At 63.5% G+C, this 19,580-nt stretch carries 22 protein-coding genes; 12 read left to right on the forward strand and 10 right to left on the reverse strand.

Annotated elements, in window-relative coordinates; genetic code table 11:
• Positions 1-20 precede the first annotated feature (20 nt).
• From G0Q01_RS14275 to G0Q01_RS14285, 3 genes are read right to left on the reverse strand one after another with little or no spacing between them, the layout of a single operon-like run.
• Positions 21-1,307: a TRAP transporter large permease gene (locus tag G0Q01_RS14275; RefSeq protein ID WP_164213559.1), complete on the reverse strand. Its 1,287-nt coding sequence runs from the start codon at positions 1,305-1,307 to the stop codon at positions 21-23.
• Positions 1,304-1,813 carry a TRAP transporter small permease gene (locus tag G0Q01_RS14280; protein WP_164213560.1) on the reverse strand — a complete coding sequence of 170 codons (510 nt, stop codon included), beginning with the start codon at positions 1,811-1,813 and terminating at the stop codon, positions 1,304-1,306. The genes G0Q01_RS14275 and G0Q01_RS14280 overlap by 4 nt, the downstream gene beginning before the upstream one ends.
• A complete protein-coding gene (locus G0Q01_RS14285; protein WP_164213561.1) occupies positions 1,810-2,565 on the reverse strand; it encodes an IclR family transcriptional regulator in 756 nt (251 codons plus the stop codon). The genes G0Q01_RS14280 and G0Q01_RS14285 overlap by 4 nt, the downstream gene beginning before the upstream one ends.
• A 197-nt stretch (positions 2,566-2,762) precedes the next feature.
• On the opposite strand from G0Q01_RS14285, the gene G0Q01_RS27360 reads away from it, so the two are divergent.
• On the forward strand, positions 2,763-2,954 hold the full coding sequence (locus G0Q01_RS27360; protein WP_203595028.1) for an amidohydrolase family protein: 192 nt from the start codon (positions 2,763-2,765) through the stop codon (positions 2,952-2,954).
• On the opposite strand, the gene G0Q01_RS14295 is transcribed toward G0Q01_RS27360, so the two are convergent.
• Positions 2,951-3,964, reverse strand: a complete 1,014-nt coding sequence (locus tag G0Q01_RS14295) for an aldose epimerase family protein (RefSeq protein ID WP_164213562.1) — start codon at positions 3,962-3,964, stop codon at positions 2,951-2,953. The genes G0Q01_RS27360 and G0Q01_RS14295 overlap by 4 nt on opposite strands.
• 164 nt (positions 3,965-4,128) lie before the next feature.
• Here G0Q01_RS14295 and G0Q01_RS14300 point away from each other — a divergent pair, with 164 nt between their 5' ends.
• Complete coding sequence (locus tag G0Q01_RS14300; protein ID WP_235940150.1) at positions 4,129-4,668, forward strand: GDSL-type esterase/lipase family protein; 540 nt, start codon at positions 4,129-4,131, stop codon at positions 4,666-4,668.
• A 3-nt stretch (positions 4,669-4,671) separates the two neighbouring features.
• Here G0Q01_RS14300 and G0Q01_RS14305 read toward each other — a convergent pair whose 3' ends face one another.
• On the reverse strand, positions 4,672-5,529 hold the full coding sequence (locus G0Q01_RS14305; protein WP_164213563.1) for an SMP-30/gluconolactonase/LRE family protein: 858 nt from the start codon (positions 5,527-5,529) through the stop codon (positions 4,672-4,674).
• 90 nt (positions 5,530-5,619) lie between these two features.
• On the opposite strand from G0Q01_RS14305, the gene G0Q01_RS14310 reads away from it, so the two are divergent.
• A complete protein-coding gene (locus tag G0Q01_RS14310) occupies positions 5,620-6,408 on the forward strand; it encodes a FadR/GntR family transcriptional regulator (protein ID WP_235940152.1) in 789 nt (262 codons plus the stop codon).
• Here G0Q01_RS14310 and G0Q01_RS14315 read toward each other — a convergent pair.
• Positions 6,360-7,172, reverse strand: coding sequence for an NAD(P)-dependent oxidoreductase (locus tag G0Q01_RS14315; RefSeq protein ID WP_164213564.1), 813 nt, complete (start codon positions 7,170-7,172; stop codon positions 6,360-6,362). The genes G0Q01_RS14310 and G0Q01_RS14315 overlap by 49 nt on opposite strands.
• Before the next feature lie 294 nt (positions 7,173-7,466).
• On the opposite strand from G0Q01_RS14315, the gene G0Q01_RS14320 reads away from it, so the two are divergent.
• The 4 genes from G0Q01_RS14320 to G0Q01_RS14335 all read left to right on the forward strand — a co-directional run bounded on the left by G0Q01_RS14320 (position 7,467) and on the right by G0Q01_RS14335 (position 11,560).
• Positions 7,467-8,456 carry a TRAP transporter substrate-binding protein gene (locus G0Q01_RS14320; protein ID WP_164213565.1) on the forward strand — a complete coding sequence of 330 codons (990 nt, stop codon included), beginning with the start codon at positions 7,467-7,469 and terminating at the stop codon, positions 8,454-8,456.
• Between the two features lie 80 nt (positions 8,457-8,536).
• Positions 8,537-9,058 (forward strand): TRAP transporter small permease, encoded by a 522-nt coding sequence (locus G0Q01_RS14325; RefSeq protein WP_164213566.1) that lies wholly within the window; start codon positions 8,537-8,539, stop codon positions 9,056-9,058.
• 19 nt (positions 9,059-9,077) lie between these two features.
• Positions 9,078-10,364, forward strand: coding sequence for a TRAP transporter large permease (locus G0Q01_RS14330; protein WP_164213567.1), 1,287 nt, complete (start codon positions 9,078-9,080; stop codon positions 10,362-10,364).
• A gap of 32 nt (positions 10,365-10,396) precedes the next feature.
• Positions 10,397-11,560 carry a mandelate racemase/muconate lactonizing enzyme family protein gene (locus tag G0Q01_RS14335; RefSeq protein ID WP_164213568.1) on the forward strand — a complete coding sequence of 388 codons (1,164 nt, stop codon included), beginning with the start codon at positions 10,397-10,399 and terminating at the stop codon, positions 11,558-11,560.
• 17 nt (positions 11,561-11,577) lie between these two features.
• Here the strand turns inward: G0Q01_RS14335 and G0Q01_RS14340 are convergent, their stop codons facing one another.
• Entirely contained in the window at positions 11,578-12,306 is a 729-nt protein-coding gene (locus G0Q01_RS14340) for a FadR/GntR family transcriptional regulator (RefSeq protein ID WP_164213569.1), read from the reverse strand.
• A gap of 248 nt (positions 12,307-12,554) precedes the next feature.
• Between G0Q01_RS14340 and G0Q01_RS14345 the strand changes: the two genes are divergently transcribed.
• Complete coding sequence (locus G0Q01_RS14345) at positions 12,555-13,451, forward strand: dihydrodipicolinate synthase family protein (RefSeq protein WP_164213570.1); 897 nt, start codon at positions 12,555-12,557, stop codon at positions 13,449-13,451.
• Between the two features lie 130 nt (positions 13,452-13,581).
• Here G0Q01_RS14345 and G0Q01_RS14350 read toward each other — a convergent pair whose 3' ends face one another.
• Positions 13,582-14,013 (reverse strand): Rrf2 family transcriptional regulator, encoded by a 432-nt coding sequence (locus G0Q01_RS14350; RefSeq protein WP_164213571.1) that lies wholly within the window; start codon positions 14,011-14,013, stop codon positions 13,582-13,584.
• Between the two features lie 147 nt (positions 14,014-14,160).
• Here G0Q01_RS14350 and hmpA point away from each other — a divergent pair, with 147 nt between their 5' ends.
• The 4 genes from hmpA to G0Q01_RS14365 all read left to right on the forward strand — a co-directional run bounded on the left by hmpA (position 14,161) and on the right by G0Q01_RS14365 (position 17,347).
• On the forward strand, positions 14,161-15,342 hold the full coding sequence (hmpA, locus tag G0Q01_RS14355) for an NO-inducible flavohemoprotein (RefSeq protein WP_164213572.1): 1,182 nt from the start codon (positions 14,161-14,163) through the stop codon (positions 15,340-15,342).
• 44 nt (positions 15,343-15,386) lie between these two features.
• Positions 15,387-15,785, forward strand: coding sequence for an NnrS family protein (locus G0Q01_RS26860; RefSeq protein WP_255455638.1), 399 nt, complete (start codon positions 15,387-15,389; stop codon positions 15,783-15,785).
• Positions 15,686-15,934 (forward strand): NnrS family protein, encoded by a 249-nt coding sequence (locus G0Q01_RS27105; RefSeq protein ID WP_255455639.1) that lies wholly within the window; start codon positions 15,686-15,688, stop codon positions 15,932-15,934. The genes G0Q01_RS26860 and G0Q01_RS27105 overlap by 100 nt, the downstream gene beginning before the upstream one ends.
• Positions 15,935-16,252: 318 nt before the next feature.
• On the forward strand, positions 16,253-17,347 hold the full coding sequence (locus tag G0Q01_RS14365) for a TRAP transporter substrate-binding protein (protein ID WP_164213573.1): 1,095 nt from the start codon (positions 16,253-16,255) through the stop codon (positions 17,345-17,347).
• Between the two features lie 70 nt (positions 17,348-17,417).
• Here the strand turns inward: G0Q01_RS14365 and G0Q01_RS14370 are convergent, their stop codons facing one another.
• Together G0Q01_RS14370 and G0Q01_RS14375 are read right to left on the reverse strand one after the other, a co-directional pair.
• Positions 17,418-18,809, reverse strand: coding sequence for a TRAP transporter large permease subunit (locus G0Q01_RS14370; protein ID WP_164213574.1), 1,392 nt, complete (start codon positions 18,807-18,809; stop codon positions 17,418-17,420).
• Entirely contained in the window at positions 18,809-19,384 is a 576-nt protein-coding gene (locus tag G0Q01_RS14375; protein WP_164213575.1) for a TRAP transporter small permease subunit, read from the reverse strand. Before G0Q01_RS14375 ends, G0Q01_RS14370 begins: the two co-directional genes overlap by 1 nt.
• Positions 19,385-19,580 lie beyond the last annotated feature (196 nt).

Raw genomic sequence — 19,580 nt, forward strand, 5'->3', positions numbered from 1 at the left:
CTTGGATTATTGCGTCCGGATTATTGCGTCGTGCCGGGCAGCCACAGCACCAGCTGCGGGAACGCGACGAGCAACGCGAGAACGATGATGTGCGAGACGACATGCGGTGCGACACCGCGGAAGATCTCGGAGAGCGGCCGCTCGGCGTAGCGAGAGACCACGAAGATGTTCATGCCCAGCGGCGGGGTGATCATGCCGACCTCGGCCGCGACCACGACCAGCACGCCGAACCACACCGGGTCGAAGCCGAGGCTGGTGATCGCGGGCACCATCACCGGGACGGTGAGGATGAGGATCGCCATCTGGTCCATGAAACAGCCCATGATCAGGTAGAAGACGATGATCCCCGCCATCACCACGTAGGGCGACACGTCAAGCCCGGTGATCCAGTTGACGAAGCCCGGGGTGATCTGGCCCAGCGTCAGCACGTAGCCGAAGATGTGCGCGCCGATGATGATCATGAAGATCATGCAGGTCGCGCGGACCGCCCGCGCCAGCGCCCCCCAGGTCGTCTTCCAGGTGAGCGTTCGGAACGCCGCGGCGATGACGAAGGCTCCGAAGGCGCCGAGGCCGGCCGCCTCGGTGGGCGTCGCGATACCGAGGTAGATCGAGCCCGTGACACAGAGCAGCAGCAGCAGCATCGGCCCGATGTCCCGCAGGGCGCGGATCTTGTCGCGCATCGGCCAGGGCCGTGCCGCCGGCGCGATGGACGGGTCGCGGGCCATCAGCACGTAGATCGTCACGATGATCGCCAGCGTCACGATGATTCCGGGGATGACCCCTCCGATCAGCAGGGACGCGATGTTGACCTCGACGATGATGCCGTAGAGCACCAGCGCGATCGACGGCGGGATGAGCATGGCGAGCGTGCCCGAGACGGCCACGACGCCGGACGCGAACTTCACCTCGTAACCCGCTCTGCGCATTGCGGGAATGGAGGTCGAGGACAGCGCAGCCGCGGCCGCGGTGGACGAGCCCGAGATGGCCCCGAAGCCTGCGCCCGCAAGCGCGGTGGCGACGGCGAGCCCGCCCGGAAGGCGGCCCACCCAGATGGTGATCGCCTTGAACATCCGGTCGGCAATGCCGCTGACGATGACGAACTCGGCCATCAGGATGAAGAGCGGCACGGCGATCAGCTCGAAGCCGTTGGTCGTCGACAGCGGCGTGGTCGAGAGCACCGAGAGCGCGCTCTCGAACCCGACGATGGTCATCAGACCGACAAGGCCGGTGAAGGCCAGCGCGAAGCCCACGGGAACGCCGAGCAGCAGCAGGACAAGCAGTCCGATCACGACAAGAAGCGAGGTCATTGCGCGGCCTCCCCGGTCGCACGGCCAAAGGCGTTGTTGAGGGAAATCACGATGCGCGCGGCACAGACCAGCACCATCGCGGCGGACCCGATGGGCACGAGCGCGTAGCTCGCCCATGCCGGCCACGGCACGATGCTCGCGATCACCTCGTTGTTGGCGAAGCTCTTGGCGGCGCGCTCCCACGCGACCCAGGTCAGCAGGCCGAAGACCCAGAGTCCGATGGCGCTCGACACCACGTCGGTGAGTTCGCGCAGGCGGTGCGGCAGGTTGAGCGTCAGCAGGTCGACCGAGAGGTGCTCGGCGCGCCAGTAGGTCGGGCCGAAGCCGAAAAAGAAGACCGCGGGCGTCAGGTAGAGCACGACGAGGTCATGGGCGAAGAAGATCGGCGTCCCGGCACCGTAGCGCAGCGCCACGTCAGCGACGATCAGCAGCGTCATGAAGGCCAGCGCGAAGACCGCGACCGCGGTGAAGGCGTGGTCGACGACCGCCATGTATTTCCGGATCATCGGCCGTCTCCGTTCTCGTGGATCTGGCTCTTGATGGCCGCGACGACCCGCGTGAGTGCCGCGCCGATCTCGTCGTAGCGGCCCTGCATGCGGTAGTTCGGCCCCGCCACGGACAGCCCGTATTTCTGGTCGGCGATGTCGAGCAGCACGCCCGCGGCCGATACCTCGGGAGTGAATTCGGTGGCGTTCAGGAACCAGCCGCGCTCGCGTCCGGCGACGATGTTGTCGAAGAGCGCGTCGAGATCGGTGATCGAGGTCTCCGCCGCCCCGGAATAGTCGAGCCCCGCGAGCTCGCGCCGCAGCGCCGCGTCGTCGAGCGACGAGAGGATCGCCTTGCCCGAGGAGATCGCGTAGATCGGCCGGGTCTCGCCCGCCTTCGCCGAGTAGCGCACGCCTTTGCGGGACTCGAGCGCCTCGAGATAAATCGCGTGATCGCCCTCGCGGGCGGCGAGCAGGATGGTCTCTCCGGTCTCCTCGCGCAGCGCTTCCATGTGCTCGCGCACGAGCCCGAGCACCGGGTCGCCGTCGAGGATCGATAGGGTCAGATCATGCATGCGGCGGGTCGGGTAGAACCCGCCGCGTTTTCGGACCTCGAACAGGAACCCGCGCTCGCGCAGGGTCGAGACTAGGTTGCTGGTGCTCGACAGCGGTAGCTCCAGCGTTTCTGACAGTTGTGTGAGCGTGGCCGGCCTCTGCGATGCGGCAAAATACTCAAAAAACCGCAGGACGTTATCCGCCTGACGTACGGTCATAGATTTCCTCCCTCCATCGCGGATCATCTTCAGGGATCCGCGACTCAACTTCACAAATGTGAAGTATTATCCCTCCACAGGAATAATTTGGGCAACGCTTTGGTGTCAAGTGAAGAGCATTAAAGCTGGCGGGCTGCTGCAAGAGCCCCCGTGATGGCGGCCCGGACTTCCCCGATATCGCGGTGGTGGCGTAGGCGCTGGCCGCCCATGCGCCGGAGCGATCGTTCTGGGGCACCAACTGGCCGCATAACCTTGCAAAGACCGAGGCCGAGTATCCCGATGACAGGGCGCTGCTAGACACGGTCCTTGGCTGGCTGACCCCCGCAGAATGGCAACTGGCGTTGGTGGAGAACCCGGAGGCCTTCTTCGGCCTGCCGTCGCTTTCCTAGGTCTCGCTGAACCGGAACTCGGTCCGCTGGCGATAGGGCTTACCGGGCCGGGTGATCACGTCGCCGAAGGCCGGGAAGGTCACGGCATCGTTGAAGCGCGTGGCCTCGAGGCAGAGGCCCGCTTCGGCCAGGCAGGCGCGGCCATCCTGCAGGGGCACTGGCGCCGCGGCGACGAAGCCCGAGTAGAAGTGCATCCCCGGCTCCGTCGTCAGCACCTCCATCGTCAGGCGCCCGGTGCTATCGGTCAGTCGCGCGGCAAGGCGCGGTTCGGTCTGCAATCCCCCGGGCAGGACAAAGCTGGTATCCTCGCGCACATCCGGGCCAAGGCAGCGCGGTTCGCGGTAATCGTGACAGGTACCCTCGAGGGGCAGGAAGCGGCCGGTGGCGAGGCGTTCTTCGTCGAATTCAAGTACCTCGGAGGCGAGGATCTGCAGGCTGTGGCCCGCGATGCTTTCGGAGGCGTCGAGGTTGAAGTAACTATGATGCAGGAAATTGACCGGCGTCGGCGCAGTGGTTTCAGCCGTCAGCGTGATGGCGATGCCGTTCGTCCCAAGCTCATAATGACAGCGCGTGGTGAGCGTGCCGGGATAGCCTTCGTCCCCGTCGGGAGAGGTGATCTCCAACGTCACGGAGGCCGCGTCTCGCGCCACGATCCGCCAGTTGCGGCGGCCAAGGCCCTGCGCCCCCCCATGCATGTGGTGCCGGTTGTTCAGGTTGCGGCTGAGCTGGACGCTTTCCCCGTCGATCGGCACGAAACCGTCGCGGATCCGCCCGCCGTAGCGCCCGACATTGCCGCCTTGGTTGCGGCCATGATCGCGGTAATGCTGCAGCCGGTCGAAGCCCAGTACGACCGAGCGCGGGCTGCCCTGCACGGTCACGCGCAGGTCGTTCAGAACGGCGCCCCAGGTGATCACCCGGGCCTCCATCGCGCCATTGCGCAGGTCAACCGAAAGGACCGGATCGGCATGGTCGGAACCGGGAAAGATCGTGTGTTCGGGAAGGGAGGTCACGCGCGCGCCATTGACAGTTTTCCCCCTTTGTTTACTAACAAATATTGTCAAATGAAAGGACAAATCTATGACCCGGACGATCCTCGCCTTCGGTGACAGCCTGACCTGGGGGGGCCAACCCGGAGGGCGGTGGCCGCCACGCTTTCGAGGATCGCTGGCCTTCCATGCTGGAGGCCGGTCTGGGGGAAGGCTACTGGGTGATCCCGGAGGGCTACGGTGGGCGCACCAGCGCCTTCGACGACCACACCGTCAGCTTCGAGCGTAACGGGGCGAAAGCCCTGCCGATGCTGCTTGCCAGCCATGCGCCGCTGGACCTGGTGATCATCATGCTGGGGGCGAATGACCTCAAGGCGGCCATCTGCCCCACCGTGGACGGGGCTCTGGCGGGCATGGCGCGGCTGGTGGAAATCGTGCGCTGCTTCCCCTTTACCTGGGGCATGGCGACGCCGCTGGTGATGGTCGTGTCCCCGCCGCATTTCTGCGACCGTGCCAATGGCGAGGGGCCGCAATCCGGGCGGATCGTGGCGGAATCGCAAAAGCTCGCGCCCGACTACAGGGCCCTGGCCGAGGAGCGCGGTTGCGGATTCTTCGATGCGGCCACCGTGGCGCGGGCAAGCCTCGTCGACGGGGTGCATCTGAACGCCGCCAATACCCGCGCCATCGGGTCTGCTCTGGTCGCGCCGGTGCGGCAGATGCTGGGCTGAGGCTCAGAGCCTCCGGCGCGGCTCCGGCAGGCCGGTGACGCCCGGGTTCAGGGCCAGGACGGCCCCGGCGTTCGGCCCGGCATCGCCCGGGGCCAGTGAAGTTATGTACATGGTATCGAGTTTTTTTCCGCCGAAACAGGCCTTGCTGGGCTTGGACACGGGCAGGGTGATTTCGCGGTCGATGCGACCCTCGGGCGTGAAGCGGATCAGCCTGCCGCCGTCGATACCGGCGCTCCAGTAGCAGCCCTCGGCATCCACGCAGCCGCCGTCCGGGCGGGCCCCTGAACCGCGCAGGTCATGGAGGAGGCGGCGGTTGGAAAGCGCCCCCTCGGGAGACAGGTCGAAGCGCCAGATGCAGCCCGCCTCATGCCAGGAATCCGAGAGATACAGGCGATCGGCTTCGGGACTGACCGCAAGGCCGTTTGCGACATGGAGGCCGGTAAGCACCCGGTGCGCGGCGCCGTCCGGGTCCTGCCGGTATAGCGCGCCCCGGGCAGTGCCATCGGGCACCATCGCCATGGTGCCGACGAACCAGCGCCCATCGCGGGACATGGCGGCATCGTTGGGGCGGTTGCCGGGCAGGTCGGGTTCCAGCGGTTGTGACGTGCCCAGCTTGCCCGTGTCAGAATCGAAGAGGGCAAGGCCGCTCTGCAGGCCCAGAAGCAGGGCATTGCCATCCGTCAGGGCGAGGCAGGCGAGGGGTTCTCCGAAGGTCCAGACGCGCTCCGTGCCGGTCTCGGGGACGAGGCGATGCAGCGCACCGCCCAGCACGTCCACCCACCAGAGGCAGCGCCGCCTGTCGCACCAGACGGGGGATTCCCCTGTGACATCGGCGGGCCCCACGACGATTTCTGCCTTCATCGCGCGGCCCCCGCGCTTCTCAGGTTGTAAAATGACAAATCTGGCCCTAGCCTTCTAACAAATTGACAAATTCAGCCCGGGGAGGGCGCGATGCGAGGCAAGCAGGATCCCATGGCAGCGCTTCAGGACCAGGCCGAGGCCCCGGCGGTCAAACCGCTGCGCAAGCGGCGGCTGGCGGACGAGATTTATGCCCAGATCCTGCTGCAGCTTTCCACCGGCCGCTACGCGATCGGGGACCGGTTGCCGACGGAAAAGGACATGGCGGCGATGTACGATGTGTCCCGCCCCGTGGTGCGGGAGGCGTTGCAGCACCTGCACAATGACGGGCTGATCGACGCGCGGCGCGGCTCCGGCACCTTCGTGACGCGGCTGCCGCCCTCGGAGATGGCGCATTACACCGAGGACGCGCGGATCGCCCAGTACATGCGCGCCTACGAGGTCCGCAAGAGCTTGGAATGCGAGGCCGCGCGGCTGGCTGCGCTGCGCATCAACCAGTCCGGCCTGCGCCGGCTGCGAAGCACGCTGGAGTTCATGGCGGAAACGATCCGCACCAGTGAGGGCGTGGTGGAGGCCGATTTCCTGTTCCACCTTGAGATCGCGCGAGCCACGGAGAACGACCTTTTCGAGAAGCAGCTGCTGTTCCTCAAGCCCGACATGATGGGCACCATGCGCATCGCCGCAGACATCACGCTGACGCGGGAGGAGGCGCGCAAGCGCAAGGTCCTGCAGGAGCATCGCGACATCTACGACGCGATCCGCGCCGGGGATGGCGAGCTGGCGAAGATGTTCATGCATTACCACCTCGTGAACGTGCGCGACCGGATCACCGATCAGGATTTTGGCGGAGAGAAGGGCCGTTCGGCAAACTCCCCGCCCTGATGGGCGTATCTGCGAGACGGCAGTTTTGCAGGGGCGAAGTCCTGCGGGTGGTCCTGCGGCGCATAGCCCAGTCGGAAGGCGTTGGCGTTGTCCCAATAGCCATCGGGAATGTCCGAGAGGCCATAGACGATCTCATGCCGGTAATCGGCGGTCAGGCCCACGTCCACCAGCCGTAGGAGATCCGCGAAGGACTGGAAGGTGGATAGCTGGCGGCGTTCGGAGACGACCTCGAAGCAGCTGCCGATCCGCATGCAGAAGCTGCGCAGCGGGGTCCGGGCGGAACAGAGCGCGGCAAGCTGTTCGCCGAAGGCCTTGGTCACGCCGTAGCGGCTGTCCGCGAGGGGCGGCGTGGCGTGATCGAGGCGCTGCATGACCGGGTACATGCCGATCGCGTGATTTGAGCTGGCGAAGAGCAGACGATCCACCCCATGGGCCATGGCCGCGTCGAAGAGATGCGCGGTGGCGGCGATATTGGCGGGAATGAGCGCCTCCCATTCGTCCTCTACCGGGATCCCGGCAAGATGGATGATGGCATCCATCCCCTCGGCTACGCGGAAGGCGGCCTCCCGGGTCTGCAGTGACATCTCCAGCCGTTCGGGCGTGCCCGCTAGGTCGACGGTCACGGGACGGATATCCACCAGGCGCAGCGCAGCGATGCGGCCTTCGGACAGGGCCTGGGCCAGGTGGCGGGCCACCTGGCCGCCCAGGCTGCCGGCGGCACCCGTGACCAGGATGCGCGGCGGGAAAGCGGGCGTGTCGTTCATCTTGGGGGCCTTCACAGTGTCATCGATATAAAGTAAAAAGACATTACAAATAGCCTGTCAATTCCCTTTCTAGACCTAACCCCCAGGGATGCGCCCACATGGTCACTTTACTTGTAAAGCTTCGCGATAAATCAAAAAAATTCTGGAAATGGCTCATCCAGAGCCTTGAGGGGCGTCTGCGCGGAAGTCGGCCTGTCTGCATATTGCATAAATATATTGACAACTTATTGCGGATTTCTACAGTGAGCAGAGGTCGGGAGGAACGGCCGAGAGATTTCATGGGAGGAAGACACGATGAACTTGTCCTGGCGGCCCGGCCGCATGATAGCGCTTGCCGCGAGCTTGGCGCTGACCGTCGCGGCCTCTGCCGAGGCGCGTGAGTTGCGTGGCTGGAACCTGCACATCCCGGATTACCCCGGCTCCGTCGCGATGGAGGAATTCGCGACAACCATCGGAGAGAAGACCGACGGGCGCTATACCGGCACGGTCTATCATAACGGCCAGCTGGGCGATCAGCGTTTCGCGGTTGAGCAATTCGCCTTCGACGGCATCGACTTCGCCGTCTTCAGCGGCGGCAGCCTTGGTGACTTCGCGCCGGCGCTCAATATCGTCTCCATGCCCTATGTCTTCCGCTCCGAGGAGCACATGTTCGAGGTGCTGGACGGGAAGATCGGCGAGCGCCTTTCCGACGCGCTGGCAGACAGCAACATGGTGGCGCTGGCCTGGTACACCGGCGGTGCGCGCTCCTTCTACACGGTCGACAAGCCGGTCGTGACGCCTGCGGACCTGAAGGGGCTGAAGATCCGCGTGCCGGATGCTGATATCTTCGTGGCCACGGTCGAGGCGCTTGGTGCCAATGCCACGCCACTGGCCTTCGGAGAGGTCTATACCTCTCTCCAGACCGGGGTGATCGACGGGGCGGAGAACAACGCGCCCTCCTTCGAATCCACCCGCCATTACGAGGTCGCCAAGCTCTACAGCCTTGATCAGCACATGATGGTGCCGGAGGCGCTGGTGGTGTCCAAGTCGCTCTGGGACAGCCTGAGCCCCGAGGACAAGGAAGTCTTCCGCGCCACCGCCCGCGCCTCGGCCGAGACGCAGCGCAAGCTCTGGGCGGAGCGGGTCGAGAAATCGAAGGCCGTGCTGGCAGAGGCTGGTGTCGAGACCAACGAGATCGCCGACAAGCAGCCCTTCATCGACGCCATGCAGCCGGTCTACGACAAGTTCGTAACCACGGATGAGCTGCGCCAGCTGCTGGCCGATATCCAGGCCTCCGGCAAGTAGGCCTCTCCCCTGGCCGACTGCCCCTGGCGCGGAACGCCGGGGGCCGTTTCCTGCATCCCCAGCCCTTTTCGGAGATCACCATGCGGATCCTGAATGCCATCTCGCGCCTGCTCGACGGGGTCGTCTGGTTCATCTACGCGGCCTCCAGCCTTGCCATGGCCAGCCTTGTCGCCCTTGCCGCCTGGCAGGTCTGGGGCCGCTACGTGATGAACAACTCTCCCACGTGGACAGAGCAAGTGACGATGATGCTTCTGCTCTACATCACCCTGCCGCTGGCCGCCGTGGGCATCCGCCAGCATTTCCACCTGGCGGTGGAGATCCTGCCCAATGCCCTGCACCGCAACGCCCTGCGCTGGCAGCAGCGCTTCGTGCTGGTGGTGCTGGGCATCTACGGCGGCTTCATGATGGTCTACGGCTTCGACCTGGTGGAGCGCACCGCCCGCCAAATGGTCCCCCTGCTGGGGATCAGCCGCAAGTACAGCTACCTGCCGCTGGTCATCTCCGGCGCCCTGACCCTGATCTTCGTGGCTGAGCTGCTGGTCCGGAGCTTCGTCACCGAGCGTGAGCCGGAGCCCGCCGCTCAGCCCCAAATCACCCTCTGACGCGCCGGGAGCTTGCCTGATGGGCCTCTTCATCCTCTTCTTTCTGTTCTTCTTTTTCCTCTGCGGCGGGGTGCCGATCGCCTATGCGCTCGGCGTCGCCTCGCTGGCGACCTTCCTCTACGAGGGGATCAACCCGGCCATCGCCTTCCAGCGGGTCGTGGGCGGGCTGAGCATCTATTCGCTGATCGCCGTGCCCTTCTTCATCTTCGCCGGAGAGCTCATGCTGCGCGGCGGCATCGGCACCAAGCTGGTGAACCTGTGTCTTGCGCTGGTGGGCCGGGTGCGCGGCGGGCTGGGGCAGGTCAACGTGGTCTCCTCGATGATCTTCGGCGGGATCTCAGGCTCTGCCGTGGCTGATACCTCTGCGCTTGGCTCCATGCTGATCCCGGTGATGGAGGAAGCGGGCTATGACAAGGATTACGCGGTCAACGTGACCGTGACCTCTTCGCTGGCCGGGATCGTCATCCCGCCCTCGCACAACATGGTGCTCTATGCGCTGGCGGCGGGCGGGACGGCCTCGATTTCGGGCCTGTTCATTGCGGGGGTGATCCCGGGAATGCTGATGTGCCTGGCGCTTTGCGTCGCGGCCTATGGCGTGGCGGTGACCCGGAACTACCCGCGCGAGGCCTTCCCGGGTATCAGGCGCACGCTTCTTTTCGCGGCCGATGCCATCCCGGGTATGCTGACCGGGGTGATCATCGTGGGTGGCATCCTGTCGGGCATCTTCACCGTCACGGAAAGCGCGGCCATCGGGGTGATCTACGGGTTGATCGTCATCGGGTTGCTTTACCGGGGCCTGACCATCGCTTCGCTCATCGAGTCGCTGAAGGCCACGGTGCGCACCACCGCCATGGTGATGATCCTGGTCGCCACGGCGTCGAGCTTCGCCTACCTGCTGTCGATCTACCGCATGCCGGAGCTGGTGATGTCGGGCCTGACGGCGGTTTCCGACAACCCCATCATCGTCCTGCTGCTGATCAACCTTGCCCTGCTGGTGCTGGGCTGCTTCATGGACATGGCGGCACTGATCCTGATCTGCACGCCGATCTTCTTGCCCGTGGCGCAACAGATGGGCATCGAACCGGTGCAGTTCGGCATCCTGATGATGATGAATCTCGGGCTGGGCCTGACCACGCCCCCTGTTGGGGCCTGTCTGTTCCTGGGCTGCTCCATCGGCGGCATCCGCATGGAAGAGACGATTAAGACGATCTGGCCCTTCTACCTCGCCATTCTCACCGTGCTGATGATGGTCACCTTCATCCCCGGCATCTCTCTCTGGCTGCCCAATCTGCTGCTTGCTCAGTAAGCCGCGCCCGATAAGCCTTCCAAGGACCTTTCATGAAAATCTCACGCATCACCCTTACCCCGATCCAGACGCACCGCCGCACCGGTTCGATTAGTTCGCACCTGATCCTGCAGATGCACACAGACGAGGGGATTACCGGCCTGGGAGAGATCTCTGACCTCGACTGCTACCGGATGTACATGCCGGACGTGGAAGCGGTGCGCACGGGGATCGAGAAGGTCGTGCTGGGCCGCGATCCCTTCGCGGTGCAGGCCATGCATGACGAGATGGCGAAGTACCTGCACAACTACTTCGTTTCCGCCCCCAGCTACCCGCCCTTCACCCCCGCCTCGCAGATCGCCGCCGGCATCGACATGGCCTGCTACGACATCGTCGGCAAGGCGCTGGATACGCCCGTGCATTCGCTGATCGGCGGCAAGGTCCGGGAGTCGCTGGAGATCTGCTATCCGCTCTTCCAAGTGAAGGCGGAGGCGGATTACGAGCGCAACCTCGGCTATATTGAGGAGCTGCTGGCGCAGGGCCTCACTCGGTTCCGCTATTACGTGGGCGTGGATTTCGAGAAGGACGAGAAATTCCTGGCTGCGGTGCGCGACCGTTTCAGCGACCGGGTGACTCTGAAGGCGCTGGATTTCCAGGCCCGGCATTACTGGAAGGACGTGCTGCGCGCCTATGACCGGCTGAAGCAGTTCGGCTTTTCCCTGATCGAAAGCCCGAGCTGGCGCGAGGATTTCGAGGGGATGGCCGAGATCCGCCGCCGGGTCGAGGCCGATGTCTGCGAACATTGCTCTTCCGCCGCGCAGGCTATGCAGATGATCCGCGCCGGGGCCGTCGATGTCTTCAACATCACCGTGAACTCCGGTGGCATCCACCAAGTGCGCAAGCTGGCCGCGCTGGCGGAGCTTTCCGGCATCCGGGTGCTGATCGGAACCACGCAGGAGCTTTCCATCGGCACCGCCGCCCATGCCCACCTTGGCGCCTCCCTGCCCGAGTTGCACGTGGCCTCCGACACCGTAGGCCCGACCCTCTATGCCGAGGACGTGGTGAAGGAGCGTATCCGCTTCGACGGCACCAAGTTGATCCTGCCGGAGGGCCCCGGCCTTGGCATGGAGCTGGACGAGGACGCCATGGAGGCGCTGCGCGCGCCGCTGGTGGAATGGGACCGCGCCGCCCATGGGGCGGGCTACGTCTCCGACTGAAGAGGGGCTTCGGTCCCTTACCGGCCCAAGAACAGCCGCGCACGGGCATTTTCGATATGGTCCCGCATCATCTGCCTGGCGCGGTCGGCATCGCCGGAGCGGATGACGTCCAGCAGTTGCCCGTGTTCGGTCACGGTATTCTCCACCCGCTCCTCGTTGGTGCGATGCTCCAGCGAGCGGGCGATGCTGATGCCGGTGCGGATGCCACCCACGGCGCTTTCCACGACCCCAAGATAATAGCTGTTCTCGGTGGCCCGGGCGACAGCAAGGTGGAAGGCGATATCCTCTTCCACCACCTCCGCTCCGGGCTGGGTCAGGGCCTTGCGCATCTTTTGATGCGCGGCCTCGATGGCGGCGATCCGGCGCGGGGTGGCACGCTTGGCGGCAAGATAGGCGACCTCGCCTTCGACGCCTACGCGCATCTCGTAGAGGCTGACCAGCTCTGCCAGCCCGTCCTTCTCGACCAGCGGCAGGACGGCGCGGCTGGGCGAAGCGATGACCCGCGTGCCCGCGCCCTGCCGCGACTCGACCAGCCCGTCGATCCGAAGCCGCGTCAGTGCCTCGCGCAGTACCAGCCGGGAAACGCCGAACTCCGCCGCCAGCTGCGCCTCTGCGGGCAACTTGGTGCCGTTGGGCCATTCGCCAAGGGAGATCTTGCGGTAGATGCTCTCATAGATCCGATCCCGCGGGGAACCTGCGGAAGCGGGCGCATCTGGGCCGGGGATTGGCGGCATCTGGCTTGGCATGGGGGCGATTTTCCCAAAGGTCTCGGATTTTGTCCAACTTAATTTACTTATTTACCGGGGTGACAGAAGGTCTCTGCCTGCGAGTTCGGGAGATATGTGCAACTTAGCAAGCCATTGATGAGATTTGACGCGATGAGCTCAAGGCAGGTGATCTGACAAATTCACGGATTTTTTGTTATTATAATTGACAATTGTTGGAAGTTTCGCGATCTCTGGACCAGCTTTGCACCCGCTCAGAGGAGCCCCCAATGATCGACCTCGACACTGCGCTGACCGGGATCTCCGGCATCCTCGTCACGCCGTATGACGCGGCGGGCGACATCGCGCCCGGCAAACTGGCGCCGGTGCTGGACCGGGCGCTGGCCGCCGGGCTGCACATGCCGGTGGTGAACGGCAACACCGGCGAATTCTACGCGCTAACCACAGATGAGGCCTGCACCATGGTGGCCGAGGTCGCGGCCCTGCTGGACCGCCGCGCGCCGCTTCTGGCAGGCGTCGGGCGGGGCATTCGGGATGCCTGCAGGCTGGCCCGCGCCTCTGCCGATGCGGGGGCCACGGCGCTGATGATCCATCAGCCGCCGGATCCTTTCGTGTCGCCGCGCGGCACAGTGGACTATGTGCGCGCGATCCACGAGGCCTCGGGCGGATTGCCGATCATGCTTTACCTGCGCAACGACGCCATCGGGGTCGCGGGGATCAAGGCGCTTTGCGACCTGCCGGGGGTGAAGGGGGTCAAATGGGCCACGCCCAATCCCCTGAAACTGGCCGAGGCCATCGCCGCCTGCGATTCCGCCATCACCTGGGTCGGCGGGCTGGCAGAGCTCTGGGCCCCCGTCTTCTACGCGGTGGGCGCGCGGGGCTTCACCTCCGGGTTGATCAACATCTGGCCGGAGCGTTCCATGGCGATCCACGCGGCGCTGGAGGCGGGCGATTACGGCCGTGCCAATGGGCTGATCGCCGACATGGCTCCATTCGAGGAGGTCCGGGCGGAAGAGCTGAACGGAACCAACGTGACCGGGGTGAAGGCCGCGCTGCAGGCGCTTGGCAATGACTGCGGCCCGACCCGGTCGCCCTCCGCCTGGCCGCTGACGGAGGCGCAAAGAACGAAGATGCAGGGCTTCCTGACGGCGAACGGCCTTGTCTGAGGGGGCCAGGTTTCCGGTGCTGGTCGGTGTGAGGCGACATGGGTGACTTGGGCGCGTAGGTTCTGAGAAGGCAGAAGCGCCGGCGGTGTGCTGGCGCCTTGGGGCGGCGCGCCTAGAGACCGGAAAGGCTTCAGGTATTGGTCGCGGTCAGACCGAAGTCGGCAGGCGCGAGGGCGATGTCGGCGACCGAATACCGCGCGAGCGCGGCGAGGAAAGCACGGCGCGCCTCTTCGAGCGGGGTGATCAACCGACAGCTCCGCGTGATCGTGCAGGCGTTGCCCGGGCGCATGCATTCCGCCAGGGCGAAATCGGTCTCCATATGTTCGACCAGGGCGCTCACGGGAATGTCGCCCGCGTCCCGTGCTAGCGTCAGTCCGCCTGAACGGCCGCGCTGCGCGCTGAGAAACCCCCCCTGTGTCAGCGCATTGACCACTTTCATGACCGTGCTGCGCGGCAGGTGGTAGTGGGCGACGATCAGGTCGATCGTGATGCGCTGGCCGCCGGTCGAGGCGGCGTGGATCATGATCCGCAGCGCAATGTCGGTGCTGTCGTTGAGCCGCATTTTCCGGTCCTTTCCGCCGCGCCTGCAGTCTGCACCGGCCCGCTCAGCCCGAGACGCAATGACGCAGGTCTTTAAGATACCAATGGGTGGCATGTTTTTGAATAGCATGTATAGATGCCGATCATCGGAATCTTTTAGGAGGGCGCCATGTCGAGCTCGCTCAGCGAAGCAACCCTGCAGATCATCGAAGCGACCGCACCGGTCGTGGCACAGCATGTCGATCAGATCGTACCTGCGATGTACCGGCGCCTGCTTGCGGACGAAGAAATCCGCGCGCTCTTCAACATGTCCAATCAGGAGGGCCAGGCGCCACAGCACAAGGCCCTTGCGAATGCGCTGGTGGCCTATGCAACCCATATCCGCACGCCGAACGTATTGGCCGGGGCGGTCGAGCGGATCGCACAGAAGCACGCGGGTTTGCAGATTCTCCCGGAGCATTATCCGCATGTCGCCGATGCGCTTCTGGGAGCGATCTTGGAGGTGTTGGGAGAGGCTGCAACGCCGGAGGTCCTGAGTGCCTGGGGCGAGGCCTATTGGCAGCTCGCGCACATCTTGATCGGACGCGAAGAGGACATCTACCAGGGCACGGCAGAGGCGTCCGGTGGCTGGCGAAGCTGGCGCAGCTTCGAAATTGCGGAGAAGCGGTGCGAAGCGACGGATATCATCTCCTTCGTTCTGCGTCCCGTGGACGGCGGCGCAGTGGTCCAGCACCTCCCTGGCCAGTATCTCAGCTTCCGCTTCCATCTTGCCGATGGCGAGGAGCAGCGGCGGAACTATTCGATTTCCTCGGCGCCAAACGGTCAGACCTACCGCATCACCGTGAAACGCGAGCCGCACGGGCGCGTGTCGAGCTGGCTGCACGAGGTGGCCGAAGTGGGCCAGCGGATCGACGTCGCGCCGCCCGCGGGTGCCTTCTTCCTTGATCCCTGTGACAAGCAGGAAGTAATTCTGCTTTCGGGCGGTGTCGGACTGACGCCGATGATCTCGATGCTCGAAGCCTTTGGCGGGAAAGGTCTGCGCATGATCCATGTTCACGCGGCGCAGGATCCGGAGCGCCACGCCATGACCGGGACCTCTGGTAGGCTCGCCGACGCGACCTTTGCGTTTTATGAGGATCTCGGCGGGCGGGAGCGAGAGGAGGGGGTCTTGGAGGGTCGCATCGACCCTGCCTGGCTGACCGAGAACACCGACATCGAGCAGGCCGACTATTTCATCTGCGGCCCGGTTGGTTTCATGCAGGCGATGGTGCGTGGGCTCAAGGCGGCGAATGTGCCCGATGCGCGCATCCACCATGAGGTCTTCGGACCCGCGGCGGTGACGATAGGGTGAGCCAGCTGAACGGGTACCAACACCAAATTTGAGGAGACACGGGAATGGCCACGACTTCGGATCGCAGGCGGGCCTGGACTGGCCCGGCGCTTTTCAGCTACGGCTTCCGGCCGTTCTTCCTGGGGGCCGGGGTCTGGGCGGTGTTGTCGGCCTGCCTCTGGCTCGCGCTGCTGTCGGGCACACTCGCACTGCCGACCCGGCTCGACCCGGTGTCCTGGCACGCCCATGAATTCCTCTTTGGCTACCTTGGGGCGGTGTTGGCCGGCTTCATGATGACGGCGGTGCCCAATTGGACCGGGCGGATGCCGATCGTCGGAGGGACAATGATACTGCTCTTCACACTATGGCTGGTGGGCAGGCTGGCCATGGGGTCTCGGCGCTGCTGCCGGCGGGGCTTGGAGCTTCGGTGGACGTGTCCTTCCTGCTGGTCCTGGCGCTGGTGATGCACCGCGAGATTGTGGCGGGACGGAATTGGCACAACCTCGGTGTGGTTGCGCTGCTCGGCATCTTTCTCGGCGGCAACGTCCTCTTCCACGTCGAGGCCCGCGGGGGGGTACGCGGCCGGAGGCATGGGGCTAAGGATCGGGCTTGACGCTGCGCTGATGATGATCGCCCTTGTCGGCGGTCGGATCGTGTCTTCGCTCACGCGGAGGTTCTTTCGCTACAGGGATGCCACAAACGCGAGCGGCTTCTCGCTTTCAGAGCAAGTCCTGAAGACGCGCCGGAAGGAAGTCGATACCGGAAGCAGCTCAGGACACCGCTCCAATTTCGGAACTGTGAAACACGCAGACAAACCAAAATCAATGCAAGTCCGCACCACGCTGGACAGCGACCTCTGGTCCTGTATGCGTAGCACATGGGCTGGCCGACATTGTTTAGCCATCTTATCTAAGTAACCTTGGGAGGAAATATGGATCGTCGTTCTTTCATCCGCCGTGCTGGCCTTGCCGGTGCAGGTGCTAGCGCAGTAACGCTCGCAACACCCGCACTTGCGCAAGAGCGCATCACGTGGCGCATGGTCACCACTTGGCCTAAAAATTTTCCGGGGCTCGGTGTTGGTGCGCAGCGGCTTGCTGACCGGATCACCGCTGCCTCTGGCGGACGCCTGACTGTGCAGGTCTATGCAGCCGGTGAAATGGTTCCCCCGCTTCAGTCTCTTGATGCTGTCATCGATGGCACCGCAGAGATGAGCCATGGGGCGGCCTACTATTGGCAGAACAAGTCAACAGCTCTGTCCTTTTTCACTGGCGTTCCTTATGGGATGACGGCCGGTGAGATCGCTGCCTGGGTGCGTCACATGGGCGGTCAGGACCTGTGGGATCAAGTCTATGATCAATTCGGTGTCCAAGGCTTCCTCTCGGGAAACACAGGCACCCAAGCTGGTGGCTGGTTCCGGGAAGAGCTCACTGGCCTCGATAGTCTGAAGGGCCTTCGGTTCCGTACCCCGGGCCTGGGCGGTCGCGTTTGGGAGAAACTCGGCGCTACGGTCACGAACATGGCTGCGGGTGAGATCTTCCAGGCGCTGCAGTCGGGCGCGTTGGATGCCGCTGAGTTTGTCGGCCCCTATAACGATCTCGCGCTCGGGTTCTACCAGGTCGCGAAGAACTACTACTTCCCTTCGTTCGTCGAGCCCGGCCTTGCAACTGAACTCGTCGTGGACAAAGCAAAGTATCAGGCTCTCCCAGATGATCTGAAGGCGATTGTGCGCGATGTCTGCCAGGCCGAGTACGATACCGTGTCATCCGATTTCATTGCGAATGATCCCCGTGCTCTGAAAACGCTGGTGGACGAGCATGGTGTGCAAGTGCGACAGTTCCCGGATGAGATCCTCGAAGCCGGTGCCAAAGCGTCCATGGAAATCATCACCGAACTTCGCGACAGCGACGATGAGATGACACGCAAGGTCACCGAGCACTTCATCGAGTCCCTGAATATCATGCGGACGCGCACGGAAGGGAACGACCTGAACTTCATTCAGGCGCGAGCTAAGTACTTCACGCTCTGAAACCTATCGGTGCGAATGCAGAAAGGCCCGGGCTAACACCCGGGCCTTTTTTTGTGGAATTCGTTAGCTGCTACCCGGAAATAATGGACGGGAGCCACGTCACAACGCCAGGGAATGCGAACAGAAGCGCAATGGCGATGATCTGAAGGACTACGAACGGCAGGATGCCTCGGTAGATCGCAGAAGTAGGGACGTTGTCCGGAGCCACGCCGCGAAGATAGAACAATGCGAACCCGAATGGGGGGGTAAGGAACGATGTTTGAAGGTTCACACCAACGAGAACGCCCAGCCAGACCGGGTTGATGTCCATAGCCAGCAAAATCGGCGCGGTAATTGGGATGACGATGAAGATGATCTCGAAGGTGTCGAGAATGAAGCCCAGCACGAACATGATTGCCATCACGACCGCGACGGCCATAAGCGGACCACCCGGCAAGCCAGTGAGGAACTCGTGAACGAGATTATCGCCGCCCATCATGCGGAAAACCACCGAGAAGACCGCGGCGCCAAACAGGATGATGAACACCATGCTGGTGATGGTGGCGGTTTGAATTGTCGTTTCCTGCAGAATTCGCCAAGAGAGCTTCCAACGTGCGGCAGCAAGAACGGTCGCGCCGACGGCGCCAACGGAGGCTGCCTCTGTGGGTGTCGCAATCCCGCCCAGTATCGAGCCGAGTACGGCAAGGATGAGCAGAAGTGGCGGCAGAAGAGCGGTGAAGACCTCGCGTTTCAGGTGATGCCTCTCTTCCGGGGGCACAGGCGTCGCGGGGCAGCTCTCAGGATCCGTGATCGCTTTGAAGACGACATACCCGATATAGAGCGCCACCAGCAGGAGGCCGGGGATCAGGGCCCCAGCGAAAAGGTCTCCGACCGAGACAGGCGTGGGCGCGAAGTTGCCCTTTGCCATCTGAACCTGGGCGTTGATGCCGGAAAGCATGTCGCCCATGAAAATCAGGACTGTAGAGGGTGGGATAATCTGCCCAAGCGTGCCCGAGGCGCAAATGACGCCGGTCGCGATTGTGGGCTTATAGCCAGCGCGCATCATGGCTGGAAGCGAGATCAGGCCCATGGTGACGACGGTGGCGCCGACGACACCTGTGGAAGCTGCAAGCATGGCGCCAACAATGACGACGGAGATAGCAAGGCCACCACGCAGGTTGCCGAAGAGCTTGCCCATTGTCAGGAGAAGTTGTTCGGCGATCTGGGATCGCTCGAGCATCACCCCCATGAAGACGAAGAGAGGCACGGCCACCAGCACCTCATTGGTCATGTAGCCAATGTATCGGTTGGGTAGGGACCCGAAGTTGGAAGGGTCGAAGACGCCAAAATACATGCCCACTGCTCCGAAAAGCAGGGACGTGCCAGCGAGAGTGAATGCGACTGGGAACCCCAGTAGTAGAAAACCGATAATGCCGAAGAACATCAGCCCGGAGAGCATCTCGCCGATCAGGATGGGATCCATCAAACTGCCTCCGTCGGATGTGCTGGGTCTTCTTGTCTCGAGTAGCGCATTCTTTCGGGCACCAAATCTTCACGGCCGCCCAGCATGAGTAGCGAGCGGATGATCATCGCCAGGCCCTGAAGCGCCACGAGGACAGTGAAGGCCAGGATAAAAGTTTTCAGAATGTATAGACCAGGCATGCCGCCTACATTTGCAGAGCCTTCGGAATAGTTCCACGAGCGCGTCACGAAGGGGAGTGAGTAGATCCAAATAACGAACATCATCGGCAAGAGGAATATGATGACACCAACCAGATCTACGACGGCCTTCCTTTTGGGGCTTGCCGGGCGATAGAAGATATCGACGCGTACATGACTGTCACGCAGAAGCGCAAAACCGGCGATGCCGGTGAACATTGCGCCATTGAGCCAGATGTACAGATCTTGCATCCAGACGTGGCTGACCGCGAATGCGTATCGCTGCACGACGACTGTGAAGCAAACGAGCACGATCGCTGCCGATAGCCAAGACAGGATTATCCCGACAACGGTGTTGATCGTGCAGATCATGGCGGCTAGCCGCCCTAGTTTCTGCATGATGCGTGTTCTCCTCTCAAACATAGCCGCGGCTATGCATCTTGCCTGCTGTATGCCTGACGTAAGACAAAAGTCCACCGTCTCACGGAGAGGAATGCACTGTACTTTCGCTACGGTGGCTGTGCCGGATTTGTGCAAGAGCGACAAGATCCGCCGGCAGAGTTACCCGCTCCCGCTGGTCACTCGTGGGCAGTGT

This window comes from Salipiger sp. PrR007, from assembly GCF_010499845.1.
GTDB lineage: Bacteria > Pseudomonadota > Alphaproteobacteria > Rhodobacterales > Rhodobacteraceae > Salipiger > Salipiger pacificus_A.

Coding starts and splice junctions, on each gene's coding strand:
- G0Q01_RS14275 (WP_164213559.1), bottom strand. CDS start 1,307: ATGACCTCGCTTCTTGTCGTGATCGGACTGCTTGTCCTGCTGCTGCTC.
- G0Q01_RS14280 (WP_164213560.1), bottom strand. CDS start 1,813: ATGATCCGGAAATACATGGCGGTCGTCGACCACGCCTTCACCGCGGTC.
- G0Q01_RS14285 (WP_164213561.1), bottom strand. CDS start 2,565: ATGACCGTACGTCAGGCGGATAACGTCCTGCGGTTTTTTGAGTATTTT.
- G0Q01_RS14300 (WP_235940150.1), top strand. CDS start 4,129: ATGCTGGAGGCCGGTCTGGGGGAAGGCTACTGGGTGATCCCGGAGGGC.
- G0Q01_RS14305 (WP_164213563.1), bottom strand. CDS start 5,529: ATGAAGGCAGAAATCGTCGTGGGGCCCGCCGATGTCACAGGGGAATCC.
- G0Q01_RS14310 (WP_235940152.1), top strand. CDS start 5,620: ATGCGAGGCAAGCAGGATCCCATGGCAGCGCTTCAGGACCAGGCCGAG.
- G0Q01_RS14315 (WP_164213564.1), bottom strand. CDS start 7,172: ATGAACGACACGCCCGCTTTCCCGCCGCGCATCCTGGTCACGGGTGCC.
- G0Q01_RS14320 (WP_164213565.1), top strand. CDS start 7,467: ATGAACTTGTCCTGGCGGCCCGGCCGCATGATAGCGCTTGCCGCGAGC.
- G0Q01_RS14325 (WP_164213566.1), top strand. CDS start 8,537: ATGCGGATCCTGAATGCCATCTCGCGCCTGCTCGACGGGGTCGTCTGG.
- G0Q01_RS14330 (WP_164213567.1), top strand. CDS start 9,078: ATGGGCCTCTTCATCCTCTTCTTTCTGTTCTTCTTTTTCCTCTGCGGC.
- G0Q01_RS14335 (WP_164213568.1), top strand. CDS start 10,397: ATGAAAATCTCACGCATCACCCTTACCCCGATCCAGACGCACCGCCGC.
- G0Q01_RS14340 (WP_164213569.1), bottom strand. CDS start 12,306: ATGCCAAGCCAGATGCCGCCAATCCCCGGCCCAGATGCGCCCGCTTCC.
- G0Q01_RS14345 (WP_164213570.1), top strand. CDS start 12,555: ATGATCGACCTCGACACTGCGCTGACCGGGATCTCCGGCATCCTCGTC.
- G0Q01_RS14350 (WP_164213571.1), bottom strand. CDS start 14,013: ATGCGGCTCAACGACAGCACCGACATTGCGCTGCGGATCATGATCCAC.
- hmpA (WP_164213572.1), top strand. CDS start 14,161: ATGTCGAGCTCGCTCAGCGAAGCAACCCTGCAGATCATCGAAGCGACC.
- G0Q01_RS26860 (WP_255455638.1), top strand. CDS start 15,387: ATGGCCACGACTTCGGATCGCAGGCGGGCCTGGACTGGCCCGGCGCTT.
- G0Q01_RS27105 (WP_255455639.1), top strand. CDS start 15,686: ATGGCTGGTGGGCAGGCTGGCCATGGGGTCTCGGCGCTGCTGCCGGCG.
- G0Q01_RS14365 (WP_164213573.1), top strand. CDS start 16,253: ATGGATCGTCGTTCTTTCATCCGCCGTGCTGGCCTTGCCGGTGCAGGT.
- G0Q01_RS14370 (WP_164213574.1), bottom strand. CDS start 18,809: ATGGATCCCATCCTGATCGGCGAGATGCTCTCCGGGCTGATGTTCTTC.
- G0Q01_RS14375 (WP_164213575.1), bottom strand. CDS start 19,384: ATGCAGAAACTAGGGCGGCTAGCCGCCATGATCTGCACGATCAACACC.